Source organism: Marinobacter alkalisoli, from assembly GCF_045449795.1.
GTDB lineage: Bacteria > Pseudomonadota > Gammaproteobacteria > Pseudomonadales > Oleiphilaceae > Marinobacter.
In genome coordinates, this window is record NZ_JBJJLB010000029.1 from 12,360 (window position 1) to 27,622 (window position 15,263).

Annotated in this window: 13 protein-coding genes; 2 read left to right on the forward strand and 11 right to left on the reverse strand. The window is 59.5% G+C overall.

From position 1 onward, the window contains the following. Positions 1-11: 11 nt before the first annotated feature. Positions 12-821 carry an NAD(+) diphosphatase gene (gene nudC / locus ACJO3M_RS14280; RefSeq protein ID WP_407002067.1) on the reverse strand — a complete coding sequence of 270 codons (810 nt, stop codon included), beginning with the start codon at positions 819-821 and terminating at the stop codon, positions 12-14. Between the two features lie 166 nt (positions 822-987). Between nudC and plsB the strand changes: the two genes are divergently transcribed. Next, positions 988-3,453: a glycerol-3-phosphate 1-O-acyltransferase PlsB gene (gene plsB, locus ACJO3M_RS14285; protein WP_407002068.1), complete on the forward strand. Its 2,466-nt coding sequence runs from the start codon at positions 988-990 to the stop codon at positions 3,451-3,453. 10 nt (positions 3,454-3,463) lie between these two features. Here plsB and ACJO3M_RS14290 read toward each other — a convergent pair whose 3' ends face one another. From ACJO3M_RS14290 to ppc, 7 genes are all read right to left on the reverse strand, one after another. Beyond that, positions 3,464-4,309, reverse strand: a complete 846-nt coding sequence (locus tag ACJO3M_RS14290) for a class I SAM-dependent methyltransferase (protein WP_407002069.1) — start codon at positions 4,307-4,309, stop codon at positions 3,464-3,466. After that, positions 4,309-4,665 (reverse strand): UDP pyrophosphate phosphatase, encoded by a 357-nt coding sequence (locus ACJO3M_RS14295; RefSeq protein ID WP_407002070.1) that lies wholly within the window; start codon positions 4,663-4,665, stop codon positions 4,309-4,311. The genes ACJO3M_RS14290 and ACJO3M_RS14295 overlap by 1 nt, the downstream gene beginning before the upstream one ends. Positions 4,666-4,750: 85 nt before the next feature. Further along, positions 4,751-5,548: an undecaprenyl-diphosphate phosphatase gene (locus ACJO3M_RS14300; protein WP_407002071.1), complete on the reverse strand. Its 798-nt coding sequence runs from the start codon at positions 5,546-5,548 to the stop codon at positions 4,751-4,753. Between the two features lie 32 nt (positions 5,549-5,580). Beyond that, a complete protein-coding gene (gene tsaB, locus ACJO3M_RS14305) occupies positions 5,581-6,279 on the reverse strand; it encodes a tRNA (adenosine(37)-N6)-threonylcarbamoyltransferase complex dimerization subunit type 1 TsaB (RefSeq protein WP_407002072.1) in 699 nt (232 codons plus the stop codon). A gap of 31 nt (positions 6,280-6,310) precedes the next feature. After that, entirely contained in the window at positions 6,311-6,964 is a 654-nt protein-coding gene (adk, locus tag ACJO3M_RS14310) for an adenylate kinase (RefSeq protein ID WP_407002073.1), read from the reverse strand. A 204-nt stretch (positions 6,965-7,168) separates the two neighbouring features. Further along, a complete protein-coding gene (locus ACJO3M_RS14315) occupies positions 7,169-8,539 on the reverse strand; it encodes an HDOD domain-containing protein (protein ID WP_407002074.1) in 1,371 nt (456 codons plus the stop codon). A gap of 62 nt (positions 8,540-8,601) precedes the next feature. After that, positions 8,602-11,247 carry a phosphoenolpyruvate carboxylase gene (gene ppc / locus ACJO3M_RS14320; protein ID WP_407002075.1) on the reverse strand — a complete coding sequence of 882 codons (2,646 nt, stop codon included), beginning with the start codon at positions 11,245-11,247 and terminating at the stop codon, positions 8,602-8,604. Positions 11,248-11,330: 83 nt separating this feature from the next. Between ppc and ACJO3M_RS14325 the strand changes: the two genes are divergently transcribed. Beyond that, complete coding sequence (locus tag ACJO3M_RS14325) at positions 11,331-11,564, forward strand: hypothetical protein (RefSeq protein ID WP_406986465.1); 234 nt, start codon at positions 11,331-11,333, stop codon at positions 11,562-11,564. A 72-nt stretch (positions 11,565-11,636) separates the two neighbouring features. Here ACJO3M_RS14325 and ACJO3M_RS14330 read toward each other — a convergent pair whose 3' ends face one another. From ACJO3M_RS14330 to relA, 3 genes are all read right to left on the reverse strand, one after another. Continuing rightward, positions 11,637-11,981 carry a pilin assembly protein gene (locus tag ACJO3M_RS14330; RefSeq protein WP_406986462.1) on the reverse strand — a complete coding sequence of 115 codons (345 nt, stop codon included), beginning with the start codon at positions 11,979-11,981 and terminating at the stop codon, positions 11,637-11,639. 159 nt (positions 11,982-12,140) lie between these two features. Then, positions 12,141-12,983, reverse strand: a complete 843-nt coding sequence (gene mazG, locus ACJO3M_RS14335) for a nucleoside triphosphate pyrophosphohydrolase (protein ID WP_407002076.1) — start codon at positions 12,981-12,983, stop codon at positions 12,141-12,143. Further along, complete coding sequence (gene relA, locus ACJO3M_RS14340; protein ID WP_407002077.1) at positions 12,980-15,217, reverse strand: GTP diphosphokinase; 2,238 nt, start codon at positions 15,215-15,217, stop codon at positions 12,980-12,982. Before relA ends, mazG begins: the two co-directional genes overlap by 4 nt. Positions 15,218-15,263: the final 46 nt, after the last annotated feature.

Here is a 15,263-nt window from a genome sequence, read left to right on the forward strand (position 1 = left end):
CATCAACCCTGTCATATCTGCTCCAGCTCCTGCGCCATCTCCCGAATCAACCGCCCGGCGATGGTGGTTGTTGGCGGCACCGGCGGTAAATCGTTGGGGAGAAACCAGTCCGCGTCTGCCAGCTCATCCTCCTGGAGCACCAGATCGCCACCACTGTAATCGGCGAAAAAACCAACCATCATCTGGTGCGGGAAGGGCCAGGGTTGGGAGGAACGATAGCGGATATTGGTCACATCCAGGCCGGTTTCTTCCTTTACTTCGCGGACAACCGCCTCTTCCAGGTTCTCTCCCGGCTCCACAAACCCGGCAATCAGACTGTAAAAGTGCCGTTTCACCCGGGACGATCGGGCCAAAAGCATACGATTTTCCCGGCGAATAACCACGATGACGCAGGGCGCAACCCGTGGATACCAGGGAATGCCACAGGGCTCACACCACTTCGCCCGCTCCAGTGGATGGAGCCCGGTGACGCCACCACAACGGCCACAAAAACGATGATCCCGCCACCACTGCCAGACCTGGAAACCGGTTCCCAGCATGTCCGCGGGAGCCTCTTCCATCATCAGGATCGCGTCCCTCAACGGAATCACTTCCATCGTATCCGGTAACCGGTCGGCGGCCAGTTCAACCACGTAAAGCGGCTGACCGCCCCACTGGCCAAGGTTTACCGGCACCAGATCACTTGCGGCGTATGGTTCCGCCCGGTGCCAGCGAGTCAGCCACTGACCGCCGGACCTCACCACGTTTTGCCCGGTGATTGCCAGCACCGGATCACCCGGAGCGGGAGGCGTTGTTGTCCAGCCTGGCTGCCATGACGTCATACACAGAACCTGAAACAATAATTGGAGGTTTTAACGATCAAACGGTGATTCCTGTCTGCGGGAAATGTATCACACGGAGCTTGGCAGCAGAACGCCGGCACGTCTTTCCGCACCGCACACAACCAAGTAAACTTAGCGCCTGTTCAGCAGACCGGAGCAACACTTTATGCGAATTTTACAGGCCCTTCGCAGCCTGATTCTGACTTTTTTCCGCAAGATTCTGTTTCTGTGGGTCAGGACCGATGTCAGTGGTAACAGCCGCGAAGCTCTCGGGCTCGATCCCGAAAAGCCTGTCTGCTATGTGCTGCAGTACAGCTCCATGTCCAGCCGGCTGGTTCTCGAGCAGGAAGTATTGCGGGCCGGTCTGCCCGGCGCCGAGGCGTCACTACCCGTCAAGAACGGGCCGGTGCATTCGTTTTTCTTCCTCTATCGACGCATTGGCGGGCTGTTCCGGAAGCGGCAAACCCCGGTTCCCACATCGGAATTCAAGGCGCTGGTTCGCTACGGTCTCGAGCAACCGGACAAGGACGTGCAGATTGTGCCGGTGTCACTTTTCTGGGGCCGCTCTCCGGATAAGGAGAAATCCCTGGTCAAGCTGTTGCTCTCCGATACCTGGTCTGTTGCCGGCCGGCTGCAGAAACTGCTGATCATCATGCTTCACGGCCGCAGCACCTACGTCCAGTTCAATCAGCCGCTGTCCCTGAAACAGGTCATCGATGAATACCGTCACAGCGAAGAACGCGCCAACCGCAAGCTGGCCCGCATCCTTCGCACCCATTTCCGCCGCGTTCGCCAGGCCGTACTCGGCCCCGACCTGTCCCACCGCCGCACCCTGGTGGAAGGACTGGTGCGCACCCAGGCGGTAAAGGAAGCCATCCGGGAGACCGCCCGCCAGGACGACATCCCGCCGGAAAAGGTACGGGCGAAAGCCTACAAGTACGCTGACGAAATCGCCGCCAGCATGTCCATCGTCACCATCCGCTTCCTGGAAGTGGTGCTGTCCTGGCTATGGAACCGCATTTACAACGGCATTGCGGTGAACAACATCCGCGTAGCCAAAGAAGTCGCCCAGGACAATGCCGTGGTGTATGTGCCCTGCCACCGCTCCCACATTGACTACCTGCTGTTGTCCTACGTGCTTTACAAGAACGGCCTGATGCCACCGCACATTGCCGCCGGCATTAACCTGAACATGCCCATTGTCGGCCCTATACTGCGTCGGGGTGGTGCCTTTTTCATGCGCCGCAGCTTCAAGGACAATCCGCTCTACGCCACGGTATTCAACGAATACATGCACGTCATGTTCACCCGGGGTTACTCGGTGGAATATTTCGTGGAAGGTGGCCGCAGCCGCACCGGCCGCATGCTCCAGCCACGGCCCGGCATGCTGGCCATGACCGTCCGCAGTTTCCTGCGCAACCACCGCAAACCCATTGTCTTCGTCCCGGTATACGTGGGCTATGAGAAGGTCATGGAGGGTCGCTCCTACCTCGGGGAGCTCCGCGGTAAGAAAAAACAGAAAGAAAGCGTATTTGGCCTGGCCAAGACCGTGCGCAAGCTCAGCAACTCCTTTGGCCGGGTTGCGGTCAATTTTGGCGAAGCCATTCCCCTTGAGGACGTGCTGAACGAGGTTCATCCAAGCTGGCGCGACGAGGCCTACGACGCCGAGTATCGTCCCTCCTGGCTGCCAGAAGCGGTGGACAGCCTTGCCACCCGCGTGGCGGCTAACATCAACGCCTCGGTGGCCGTGAACCCCATCGGCATGACCGCAACCGTGCTGCTGGGCACCGACCGGCTGGCCATGGACGAAGGCCAGCTTATCCGCCTGATGGACCAGTACGCCAACCTGCTGAGGGCTTTCCCCTATGCCAGCACCGTTACCATGCCCGAGGGCAGTGGCAAGGACTGGGTAGCCTACTGCGAAAATATGGGACTGGTGACCCGCCAGCCCCAAAAGCTGGGGGACATCATTGCTCTGGAAGGCAGCAATGCCACGCTGATGACCTATTACCGCAACAACATCCAGCACCTGTTCGCGTTGCCGTCGCTGATTGCCAGCCTGTTCGAGAACAAGGATTCGCTGCAGCGGGACAAAATCGTGTTCCTGGCCAGTGTCGCCTACCCCTACCTTCAGTCCGAGCTGTTCCTGAAATACCAGCCGGATGAAGTAGAAGGCGTGATCAATCAGTGGATCGACCTGATGATCGAACAGGGGCTTATATTCGAGAGGGACGAGCGCATCTGCCGACCGGAAGAAGGCACCGATGCCATGCTGCGGCTAAGGGTTCTGTCACGCTTTATCATCCAGACTCTGGAGCGCTACCACATAGCCATTGGCATCCTGCGCAAATACGGTTCCGGCCGTATCAGCGCTGCCGAGCTGGAAGAGCAAAGCACCCTGCTCGCGGAGCGTATGTCGATTCTGTTTGGATTGAACGCCCCGGAGTTCTTCGACAAGAGCCTGTTCCGAAACTTCATCGCCAATATGCAGAAAAACGGCGTCATCACCACCGATGACAACGGGCTGCTCAGTTATACCGAAGGATTAAACGAGGTGGCGGAAGACGCCCGCCTGGTTCTGAGTGTTGAGAAACGCCAGGCCATCCAGCAGGTCACCATGCTCGGTGCCTGAATCCGGACTATCAGGCGTTGCCGCTGGGTAGCGCCTTGAGCGGGTATATGTCGTAGCGGCTGCTCTTGCCTTCAATGCGGGTAGCCGGTTCGGGACCCTCAATGGACGGCGCCTTGCGGGGACGCTTGACCACCACCCGGTAAGTGGCTGCTTTCAGTGCTGCGGCCAGCAGCTCCGCAGCATCGTCGTCGTCCCCCACCACCGTGCGAAACACCTGCATTTCCTTTTTCACCAGTGCGGACTTGTCGCGATGGGGGAACATGGGGTCCAGGTACACAATATCCGCTACGTCTCCCTCCGCAGTGTCTCCTGCTCCTTTCCCCAGACTTTCAAGCCACGCCCTGCTGCTGCCTGCCCGCAGCGTCATCCTGGCAACGATGGGGGCACATTCGGTATTCAGGGCCGCCCTGGCCAGTCCGTCCGCCAGCAGGGCGTGAATGACCGGGTTGCGCTCAAAAAGGGTGACCCGGCACCCCAATCCGGCCAGTACAAACGCATCCTGCCCCAGGCCTGCCGTGGCATCCACCACGTGCAGTGGGACACGGGTCTTTTGCAGACCAATGGCCTTGGCGACCAGCTGCCCGGTACCGCCACCATGTTCGCGACGATAGCCGGCCTTACCCGACACGAATTCCGCACGCACCGGCCCGGGCGCACCTTTTCCGGTCACTTGCAGGCTCAGCCCCAGCTCATCAAACATTAATAACACGGGAAAGTCGGCAACCAGCTTGGGCTTGACGGCCCCCAGAAAGGGAATGGCCAATTGTGTGGCCAGTTCCCGGGCCTGTACGGCATCACCCAGCGGACTGCAGGCTACGGCAAGGGATTGGTCTGAAGCGGGAGGTTCTGAAGACATCAAACCAGGATATCAATACCGGCCAGACCATTGTCACCATTATCACCGCGGGCAGCGATATCAGTGAACGTGGACAGGGCGCGTGTGGTGGATAACGGCAACTCGTCTGCGCGAAAGCGTTCCAGGCGGGCGTCTTCCGCAGCCCGACGTGCTTCCACACGACGCTCCAGGGACTCGGTGTTAACCTGCCGGGGAGCAGTCTCAGGACGTCCCTCGGCCAGATCACGGCGTACTCCCTCGGTACTTCTGTCAGGCGAGGACGCAGGCGTCCGCGCCACATCACTACGCTCCCGGACTGGATTGCTGTTACCAGACTGGAACGGGTAGTTGTTGTTGGGATTAACACCGCCGATCATGGACTGAAACCGGAAAAATGGATGGAATTCGAGTATGAAAGATCGTCACGCAATTTGAAAGCCCGACGAACAGTTTTTAACCAACCTACCACAGCATGACAACAAGCAGCAGCCCCAACAGCAGGCGATAGATCACAAATGGCATCATGCCCAGACGCTCGAGGAACTTCAGGAACAGATGAATGCACACGACAGCGCTGACAAAGGACACCAGGGTACCCAAGAGGATAGCGGTCCAGTCGGTGGCGCCGCCCTGCTCGACCAGTTCCAGGGTCTTGAGCAGTCCTGCGGCCAGGATCAGGGGAATGGACAGCAGGAACGAGAATTTTGCAGCCGCTTCCCGTTTCAACCCGAGAAACAGCGCCGCAGTGATGGTAATGCCCGAGCGCGAGGTACCGGGAATCAGCGCCAGAGCCTGCGCCAGTCCGACGATTACGGCGTCCTTCATGGTCAGCGCCGGCAACTCCCTGGCCCGCCGCCCCACGGCATCAGACCACCACAACACCAGACCAAATCCGATGGTGGAGGCGGCTATCACCAGCCCCGACCTCAGCTCCGTTTCGATAAAATCATTCAGCAGCAGGCCTGCAAGACCCGCCGGTATGGTACCGACAATCACCGCCCAGGCCAGCCCACTGTCCTGGCCTATCCGCCCACGGGTCGTGTCGCCCACCCAGGCCACGGTGAGCCGATACACTTCGCGGCGGAAATACCACATCACCGCCGCCAGCGTGCCTACGTGAACGGCCACATCGAAGGCAAGCCCCTGGTCCGGCCAGCCCAGCAGCTGCGAGGGTAAAATCAGGTGAGCGGAGCTGCTGATCGGAAGAAACTCCGTCAACCCCTGCATAACCGCCAGGGCAATGATGTGCCACAGTTCCATGGGCAAAGATTCCGGTAACGGGTAAGAGTGGATCAGCGGCCTGGTAGTTTCTTCCAGGTCACTTCGTCACGAACGTACACTGGTTGCGCCTCGGCAGCGGACACACCACCGCCGGCAGCCAGTTCATGACTGGCGAGGCGGGCCACATGGCCGGCACGCGGTACCAGCGTGTCATCCAGCCGCGACATGGTCGCCACCAGGGCTTGGGGCATCTGATCCTGCAAACGCCAGCCCTGACCAGCGCCATACCAGCTGCCGGTGATCACCGAGGGCAGGCTGACGGATGCCGGGGCACAGACCTGTTCGGGCACAAGCAGCTCGGGCAAACCCTCACTGGCCTGGAAACACCCCCAGTAGACTTCCCCCATACGCGCATCAAAGGCAACGGCAAGACCGTCGCCTTCGGCAACATTGAGGGTTTCCATTGCGCTGAGGGCCACCGCAGCCAGGGAGGAAACAGGAACAACCGGTACTTCCAGCCCCCATGCCAGGCCCTGGACCACACCCGTGGCGATACGCAGCCCGGTAAAAGACCCTGGGCCCCGCGCAAACGCTAATGCATCGAGGTCCGCCGGCGCCAGTCCCTGTTCGGCAAGCAGCTCGCGGATCATCGGCATCAGCAGTCGGGTATGACCACGAGGGGCCAGCTCAAAACGCTCGGTCAGGCTGCCATTGATCAGCAGCGCAGCCGAGCAGCCTTCCGATGAGGTATCCAGTGCCAGTAACTTCACGGATGCTGCCGTTGCCTCAAGGTTAGGTGGTTTACTTCAGCTGCTGGAGAATCTGGTCGCGGATCGCGTCCAGGCTGCCGACGCCTTCCACTCGCACGTATTTCGGTGCGGCACTGGCGTCTTTTTCAGCCCAGTCGTGATAATAGTCAACGAGCGGAGCGGTCTGCTCGTGGTAGATGGACAGGCGCTTGCGCACGGTCTCTTCCTTGTCGTCCTCGCGCTGAACCAGGGGCTCCCCGGTTTCGTCGTCCTTGCCGTCCTGCTTGGGCGGATCGTATTTGACGTGGTAAATGCGACCGCTGCCCTCGTGGACGCGACGACCGGACAGGCGGCTGACGATTTCCTCGTCATCCACGGCGATTTCGACCACGTAGTCGATAGCGATGCCCTGGTCTTTCAGCGCCTCGGCCTGCGGGATGGTGCGGGGGAAGCCATCCAGCAGGAAGCCATTCTTGCAGTCCGGCTGCTGGATACGCTCTTCGATCAGCGCAATGATGATATCGTCAGACACCAGACCACCGGTCGCCATCACTTCCTTGACCTGCTTACCCAAATCGGACTCGGCCTTGACCGCCGCACGCAGCATGTCGCCGGTAGAGATCTGGGGGATGTCGAAGCGCTCGGTAATAAACTGGGCCTGGGTCCCCTTACCTGCGCCCGGTGCGCCTAACATAATAATTCGCATAACGCTGTGCTCCCATAATATTTAGTCATTATCGTTTGAAAAGCTATGGCAAAAACGTCTGCCTTTGCGAAAGCCTCTCGACCAGGAACAGGTGCAAGCCGGAGCCGGCGAAGGCGCATTATACGAAGTCAGCCGCCTTAGAGAAAGTCGACCTCCGTATCATGCACCAGAACGGGACACGACTGCCCGGAATGCCAGGCAGGATCAGGATGACAGGGAGGCGGCCAACGCGTCCAGTTCACCGGCCACGTCATCGATACTGGTACCAATGGCCGAGATTGCGTTGTCGTCCAGGCCCAGTAACCTGGCCAGCGCGGGCACATCGTCCGGATTGAACTCGTCACCAATACCGCGTTCTTTCAGTAACCCGTTAGCAAGCTGCACCATTAATACATAGTGTTCATGCTCACCGTGGTATCCGGTTTGCTGGTGCATACCGGCGGCCTTGACGACCGGATCGGGCAATTGCCACAAGCGATGCAGGATCCCGCCGATGGCACCGTGGCCGACCGCCAGCACATCCTGGCCATGCCCCGCCCCGAACACCTGCTGCTCCAGGGAGTGCATGCTTGCTTCGGGGTTCGCTTCCCGCAATGTGTTCAGGTCTTCAAACTCGCTGGGGAACAGATGCCCCACCAGCAAGAGCCCGAAATTGTGCAGAAGGCCGCACAGATACGCCAGGCCTTTGTCCTCGTTGCAGTAAGAAGCGATACGCTGGCACAGGAAAGCACAGTACAGGGAGTGCCGCCAGAAGCTGTCCATCCCCAGCATCCCGTGACGGGGCACATCGAAAGCCCGAACCGAGGCAATGCCCAGCGCAATATGGGCCACCCTGTCGAACCCGAGCACCCGGGTGACCGCCTCCTGGACGGAATTGATCTGCCCGGGATAATTGAATAGCGCTGAGCGCGCATAACGCATGATTTGCGCCGTCAGGCTGGGATCGAATTCGATCAGTTCCGCCAATTCCCTCGCGGTGGCTTCGGTATTGGCGGTTAACTTGAGAATTTTCAGCGCAAGGGCCGGCATGGGAGGCAGGCGATAAAGCTTCTGCAGCTTGTTTGCGACCTCTTCCAGGGTCAAGACGTCCCGTTCGCCATCACCCTGCCCCCTTATAACCAGGCGCCCGCCACGAGCCCCCGCCAGCGCAAGGCGTAACGCACCACCATCAAGCTCAATCAGGGTATGATCATTGCCGCTGGTCATCAGGGCGCGGGAGCAGCCCAGCACATCCTCGTCGACCAGCACCGGAATGTCATAGGCCCCGCCCATCGGCGGCTGGAAACCGGGATCACAATCTGCGAACAAGCGATTACCCTGACGGGCCGTCAGCGGCTGCAGCCGCCGCCCCGTCAATTGCTGCACGGCGTCCATGTCGAGCGTGCTATCGAAACGGTGAACAGCCATAACCACACCGTTGATGTCGATCAGCAGCGTGGCGCGGATGAAGTCATCCTGCGGCCGCCCCGATGCAATCACGGCGGCATCCAGGTTGATCACCTGATCAATCGGTCGCTCCGTGAAGGAAATCCCCTTACGGGCAAAAAAACGTGCCAGTCGCGCAGCTACAGCCACGGCGTTACTCCTGTTATCCATACTGGCCGACACTCCAGCCAGCCATACATCGTCGGGCCTGATCAGCCGGTATTACGCATACCGGCGGCAATACCCGCCATGGTTACCTTCAGGGCCCGTCCGACCACTTCCGGCACTTCGCCCTTACCTTCGCTTTGCCGGTCACGCTTGAGCAATTCCGCCTGCAGGTAGTGCAAAGGATCAGTATACGGGTTCCTTACGCGCATGGAATGGGCAAACACCGGTTCCCCTTCCAGCAGGGTCTGCTGATCCTTTAACTCCAGCAGCCTGTCAATGCACCCGTTCAGGCGCTCCCGCAGACTGCCCCCCAGTTTCTTCAGGTCTTCATCCTCAACCAGGGTCTGCTCATAGTAACTGGCAATCCGCAAATCGGCTTTTGCCAACACCATTTCCAGCATATCCACGTAGGTGCGGAAGAACGGCCAGCCGCTCATCATCTCCCGCAGCACTGGCAGGCGGTCATTGCGGGCCGCTTCTTCCAGCGCCACATCACTGCCGAGCCAGCTTGGCAGCATCAGCCGCATCTGGGTCCAGGCAAAAATCCACGGAATGGCGCGCAGACTCTCGACGCCTCCGCTCGGTTTCCGGCGGGCCGGGCGGCTACCCAGGGCCAGCTTGCCCAGCGCCTGTTCGGGGGTGACCTGGCGGAAGTAGGGTACAAAATCAGGGTCTTCCCTCACCACATCCCGATAAGCCTTGAGAGACCTCTCAGTCAGCCAGTCCATGGTTTCACGCCAATGCGGTTCCGGTTCGGGTGGCGGCGCCAGTGTCGCTTCGACCACCGCAGTGGTGTACAGCGTCAGGCTCTGCTCCGCCAGACGCGGCAGACCGAACTTGAAGCGGATCATCTCTCCCTGCTCGGTGATGCGGAAGCTGCCATTCACCGACCCGGGCGGCTGGGACAGAATGGCCCGGTTAGCCGGACCACCGCCCCGCCCCACAGTGCCACCACGACCATGGAACAGGGTCAGGTGAACGCCATAACGGGCAGCAACAGCCGTCAGCTTTTCCTGAGCCTGGTACTGGGCCCAGGCCGCCATCAGCTGGCCGGCGTCCTTGGAGGAATCGGAATAGCCGATCATCACTTCCTGGCGCCCGCCGCAATAGTTTCGGTACCACTCCACGTCGTACAGGGCCGCCATGCTGTCGGGCGCACCGGTCAGATCATCCAGGGTCTCAAACAGGGGAACGACCCGCATGGGAAAGGTCATGCCGGATTCCCGCAGTAACAGGATGACACTGAGCACGTCGGAAGGTTTGCTGGCCATGGAAATCACGTAGGAACCCAGGGCTTCCGGCGTTTGACGGGCAATCACTTCGCAGGTGGCGAGCACTTCGCGCACCTCTTCCGAGGCTTCCCAATGTCTTGGCACCAGGGGGCGACGCCCCTGCAGTTCTTTCAGCAAAAACTGCTGACGCTGCTCCTCGGTCCACGACAGGTAATCGCCAAGCCCGAGGTAATCCACCATTTCCGCCACCGCCTGGGCATGCCGGGAGGCCTCCTGGCGAATATCCAGACGGATCAGCGTCAGGCCAAAGGTATGAGCGCGCCGGATGGTGTCCAGAAGAGGACCATTCGCAATGTTCTCCAGACCACAATCCACCAGCGAGCGGTAGCATATTTCCAGGGGCTCGATAAAATCCCTGTTCTCGAACAGGATGTCCCTGTCATCTCCGGACCCGCCATTGACACCGGCCTCAGCCCAGTCACGGGTCTTGATCAGCCGGTCCCGCAATCCGGCCAGGATGTAACGGTAGGGTTCCCGGCTCTCGCCCGCCAGCGCTTTCAGTTCGTCATTGGCCTGCCACATGGACAACTCGGCACGCAGCGCCTGGATATCCCGCAGATAGAGGTCCGCGGCCATCCAGCGCCCCAGCAGAAACACCTCGCGGGTCACCTGATGGGTCACGTTGGGGTTGCCGTCCCGGTCTCCGCCCATCCAGGAGGCAATTCGAATAGGCGCCGCATCGAGCGGCAGCCCCTGTCCGGTCACTTCGGTCAACGACAGGTCGAGGCTTCTCAGAAACCGGGGCAAGGCCTGCCAGAGGCTGTTTTCGATCACCGCAAACCCCCACTTGGCTTCATCTACCGCCGTCGGGCGCTCGTGTCGAATCTCGTCGGTATGCCAGGCCTCGGAAATCAACTGGGCCAGCCGGTTCACGATCTCATCCCGCTCCGCCGGCAGCAGATCCTGGTGATCCAGGCGAGCCAGGCAATCGGACATTTCATCGTACTTCATGATCAGGGTGCGGCGGGCAACCTCGGTGGGGTGCGCCGTCATCACGAACTCGATACTCAGGCCCGCCACCTGACGATGTAATTCATCGGCACTGATGCCGGACGACGTCAGACGCTCAAACACTTCCTCCAGGGACTCCACCATCAGGTCCGACTGGTGGCCTCGCTTGCGGCGTATGCCATGATACTGCTCTGCCAGGTTGGCGAGGTTCAGGAACTGGTTGAAGGCGCGGGTGACCGGAAGCAGTTCTTCATCTTCCAGCTTCCCCAGCAGGTTGACCAGACGCTGCCCCGAACCGCTTTCCTGGCGGCGATCAGCCTTGGCTGCAGCGCGAATCTCCTCAATCAGGTCAAAGCAGTCCTGCCCCGGGTAACGCTGGATGCTCTGGCCCAGCAGTTCACCCAGCATACGAACGTTTTCTCGAAGGTCGGGATGTAACTCGGTCACATTGACGTCCTTTTAAATTGACGGAAGCGAAGTAAACTAACGATACTAATAACGATTAAAGCCCGTAGTCGCAAGGAGAATTCATGAAAGTTACTGATCTGCCCAAGCATTGGGAAAGCAAGAAGAAAAACGTCGAGAGGACCCACGACTACAACCTGCGGCTGCCGCTGGAGGATGCCGCACGGATCGCCGCGCTGGCCGAGCTTTATCCGGACCGGTCGGAGAGCGACATACTCAATGACATGATCGGAGCCGCGCTGGACGACCTGGTCAGGCAGAGTCCGCTCAAGGATAAACTAGAAGGAAAAGAAAAGTAGCGCAGAAGGCATGGATTCGGGGTGGCGGGACCACCCCGACGGGAGAAGCCAAAGGTCAGTGAAGCTGCCGTGTCAGGCAACGGACTCCAGCTGACGGGCTTTCAGACGCTGGATGTGCTTCTGGCTCAGGCTGACAAAGCGCGGTGTCATACCCTGATCCTCGTAGATCTCGAAGCCGTCCTCATCGTATGCCACCACCTTCGTTCCCTCAACGTACGGGAAGCTGGTTTCCAACTCATCAAGAGCGGCGGAAATCAGATCACGCATCAGGTCCTGGGATGACTTCATCGGATAAAGCGCGGCGAGCTTTTCCAGTCGCTTGTGATGCTGGTCAGACAGCTCCATAAAATAGGCATCGCGGGTCAGACGTCCCCGTGCATGCTTATCCCAGTAATTGACCAGATCTTTGATTTTCATGGTGCCTTCACTCCTGCATCTTCTCTGCGGCCTACGGCGCACTGATAAAGTGCATCCGTTTCAGGAAGTGTAGACGAAGGAAACGCATGCCGGGACAACAAATTGGTAACGGATTGTACTTATCAACCCTTTGCCAACCCCCTTGCAGGTGCCGGGTTTTCAGCCTTTCTCCACACCTTTGACCTGTTGCCAGATGGCGTCCAGGGCCTCCAGGGTTTCATCGTCCAGGTTACGGCCTTCGCCCTCCAGGCGCTGCTCTATGGCACGAAAGCGTGCATCGAACTTGTGATTGGTTCGATTCAGCGCCTGCTCAGGATTCACCTTCATGAACCGTGCCAGGTTAACGCAGACGAACAGCAGATCCCCCAGCTCATCCTCAACCGCATCACGGGCGCCAGTACCGTTCTCGGCAGCGTGCCAGGCTTCCTTGAGTTCATCGATTTCCTCGTGGAGCTTGTCGAACACCGGCTCAATATCCGGCCAGTCGAAGCCGTGGTTGGCGGCCCGCTTCTGCAGTTTTTCCGCACGAGCCATGGCTGGCAGGGTCCGGGCGATACCGTCCAGTCGACTGCTGTCGCTCGTTTCCGGCTTGGGGTTGAGTGCGCGTTCTTCTGCCTTGATTCGCTCCCAGCTCGCCTTAATCTCGGCCTCGCCAGGCCGATTATCGGGGTCAACACGGCTCTCAAGGGTGCCTTCGGGGAAAACATGCGGATGGCGACGCAACAGCTTGCGCACCAGATTGTCCACCACCGAGTCAAAATCGAAATGCCCCTGTTCCCGCCCCATCCGCGTGTAGAAAATCACCTGGAACAGCAGGTCCCCCAGTTCGTCTTCAAGGTGGGGGTAATCAGCCCGCTCTATGGCATCCGCCACTTCGTAGGCTTCTTCCAGGGTGTGAGGCACGATGCTTTTAAAGGTCTGTTTGATATCCCAGGGGCAACCGGTCTCGGGATCCCGTAACCGCGCCATCAGGGTTTTCAGGTCCTCAATGGAGTAACTCATCCTCGCTTGCGCCTCACGTCAATGATGTTGGGCAGGTTGCGTATCTGGGCCAGCAGCTTCGCCAGTTGCTCAAGACTGGAAATCTCCACCGTTACGGTCATTGTCGCGGTGTTCTCATCCTTGTTGCTGAGCGTGTTCAGGGACAAAACATCACTTTTGGAGGACGACAGCACCTGGGTGATATCCCGCAGCAGCCCCGAACGATCGTAAGCCTGGATTTCAACATCCACGGGATAGACCGCCGCTGGCTGACCGCCCCAGCTCACCTCAATGATCCGGTTGGGCTCCAGATCCTTCAGGTTCAGGAAGGTGATGCAATCCTGCCGATGCACGGTCACTCCGCGACCAACCGTAATGTAGCCACCGATATCATCCCCCGGCAGCGGTTTGCAGCACTTGGCCACCTGGGTCTTGAGTTTGCCGACCCCCAGGATGCGGATATCCGATTCCGTATCATAAGGCCGGCGACGCTGGCCGCTGAGTTTGAGGTCCAACTGCTCCGACTTGGGCTCCAGCATCTGCTGGGCCACATTGGCCACGTGGGTGGGGCGCAGGTCGCCGGCGCCTAGTGCAGCGAACATATCCTCGGCATCGTGGTAGTTGACCTTTCGGGCCAGATCCCCGAGGTCGACATCATAGAGGGAGAGACGACGAAACTCGTCCTCGAGAATGGCTCGTCCATCGACGACATTCCGATCGCGATCCTGCTCCTTGAACCAGTGGGTCACTTTCGCCCGTGCCCGGGAGGTCTGGATGTACCCCAGGCTGGGATTCAGCCAGTCCCGACTGGGCGCCGGATTGTTCGAGGTAAGAATAAACACCTGATCACCGGTTTTCAGGGGATAGGTCAGGGGCACAATCCGGCTATTGACCCGGGCGCCACGGCAGGCGTGACCGATCTCGGTGTGTACCCGGTACGCAAAGTCCACCGGGGTCGCCCCCTGGGGCAGATCCACCACATGCCCTTCGGGCGTGAAGACATACACCCGGTCGGAAGCCACGTCGCTTTTCAGGTGATCGGCGAGCCCGGACAGGTCACCCAACTCTTCCTGCCATTCCAGCACCTGACGCAACCAGTTGATCTTGGCATCGTAGCCAGTGGAACGGTTCCCGGTGTCCGTGCCCTTGTAGAGCCAATGGGCGCACACGCCCAGTTCCGCTTCCTCGTGCATCTTGTGGGTGCGGATCTGCACTTCCATCACCTTGCCCTCGGGGCCAATCACGGCGGTATGCAGGGACTGGTAGCCATTTTCCTTGGGGTTGGCGATGTAGTCGTCAAACTCGTTGGGGATGTGGCGCCACAAAGTGTGCACGATACCCAGCGCCGCGTAGCAGTCCCGCACTTCGGGCACCAGTATCCGTACGGCTCTGACATCGTAGACCTGGGAGAAATCGATGCCCTTACGGCGCATCTTCCGCCAGATGCTGTAAATGTGCTTGGCGCGTCCCGACAACTCCCCTTCGATACCAAAATTCTTGAGTTCGGTTTTCAGGGTATCGATCACCCGGCGGATATAACTCTCCCGGTCGAGACGCTTCTCATCCAGGAGCTTGGCAATTTTCTTGTAGGCCGTGGCATGGAGATACCGAAAGGACAAGTCCTCCAGCTCCCACTTGATGTGCCCGATGCCCAGGCGATGGGCCAGGGGCGCATAGATGTCGAACACCTCCCGGGCCACCCGCATACGCTTTTCTTCGGACGCGTTCTTGACCGCGCGGATCGCACAGGTTCGTTCTGCCAGCTTGATCAACGCGACACGAACGTCGTCAATCATGGTTACCAGCATCTTGCGGACATTGTCGAGCTGGCCTTCACTCTGGCCAAGCACATTGCCCTTCAACGGGTGATGGATCGAGGAGATGGCAGCCATATGCTGAACGCCATTAATCAGCCCGGCGACTTCATCGCCAAACTCCTTGCGGATCTCCTCCAGGGGCACCCGCTCCTCACGCACCGCACGGTAAAGTATCGCAGCCACCAAACTGGCCTGATCGAGATGCAGCTCCACCAGCACCTGCGCCATTTCTATGCCGGTACGGAAACTGCTGGCGCCTTCGGCCCACAGGCGATCTTCGCGGAAAGCCTGCAGATCGATCTCTGCCGCTTTTTCGCAGGCACGGCGAAACTGGTCCACATTCTCCAGGCGGGTCTGGGATTCGATCCGGCGCACCCAGCGCCCGATATCTACCTGACCATCACCGGTGACTGCGTAATCTTCGCGTACTTTTACCATATCGGTTTTGTTCTTCCCGTTTATTCACCCGGCCATCCCTGACCGG

Bases quoted from the DNA above. Each gene is read 5' to 3' on its own strand.
- nudC (WP_407002067.1), bottom strand. From the start codon at position 821: ATGACGTCATGGCAGCCAGGCTGGACAACAACGCCTCCCGCTCCGGGT.
- plsB (WP_407002068.1), top strand. From the start codon at position 988: ATGCGAATTTTACAGGCCCTTCGCAGCCTGATTCTGACTTTTTTCCGC.
- ACJO3M_RS14290 (WP_407002069.1), bottom strand. From the start codon at position 4,309: ATGTCTTCAGAACCTCCCGCTTCAGACCAATCCCTTGCCGTAGCCTGC.
- ACJO3M_RS14295 (WP_407002070.1), bottom strand. From the start codon at position 4,665: ATGATCGGCGGTGTTAATCCCAACAACAACTACCCGTTCCAGTCTGGT.
- ACJO3M_RS14300 (WP_407002071.1), bottom strand. From the start codon at position 5,548: ATGGAACTGTGGCACATCATTGCCCTGGCGGTTATGCAGGGGTTGACG.
- adk (WP_407002073.1), bottom strand. From the start codon at position 6,964: ATGCGAATTATTATGTTAGGCGCACCGGGCGCAGGTAAGGGGACCCAG.
- ACJO3M_RS14325 (WP_406986465.1), top strand. From the start codon at position 11,331: ATGAAAGTTACTGATCTGCCCAAGCATTGGGAAAGCAAGAAGAAAAAC.
- ACJO3M_RS14330 (WP_406986462.1), bottom strand. From the start codon at position 11,981: ATGAAAATCAAAGATCTGGTCAATTACTGGGATAAGCATGCACGGGGA.
- mazG (WP_407002076.1), bottom strand. From the start codon at position 12,983: ATGAGTTACTCCATTGAGGACCTGAAAACCCTGATGGCGCGGTTACGG.
- relA (WP_407002077.1), bottom strand. From the start codon at position 15,217: ATGGTAAAAGTACGCGAAGATTACGCAGTCACCGGTGATGGTCAGGTA.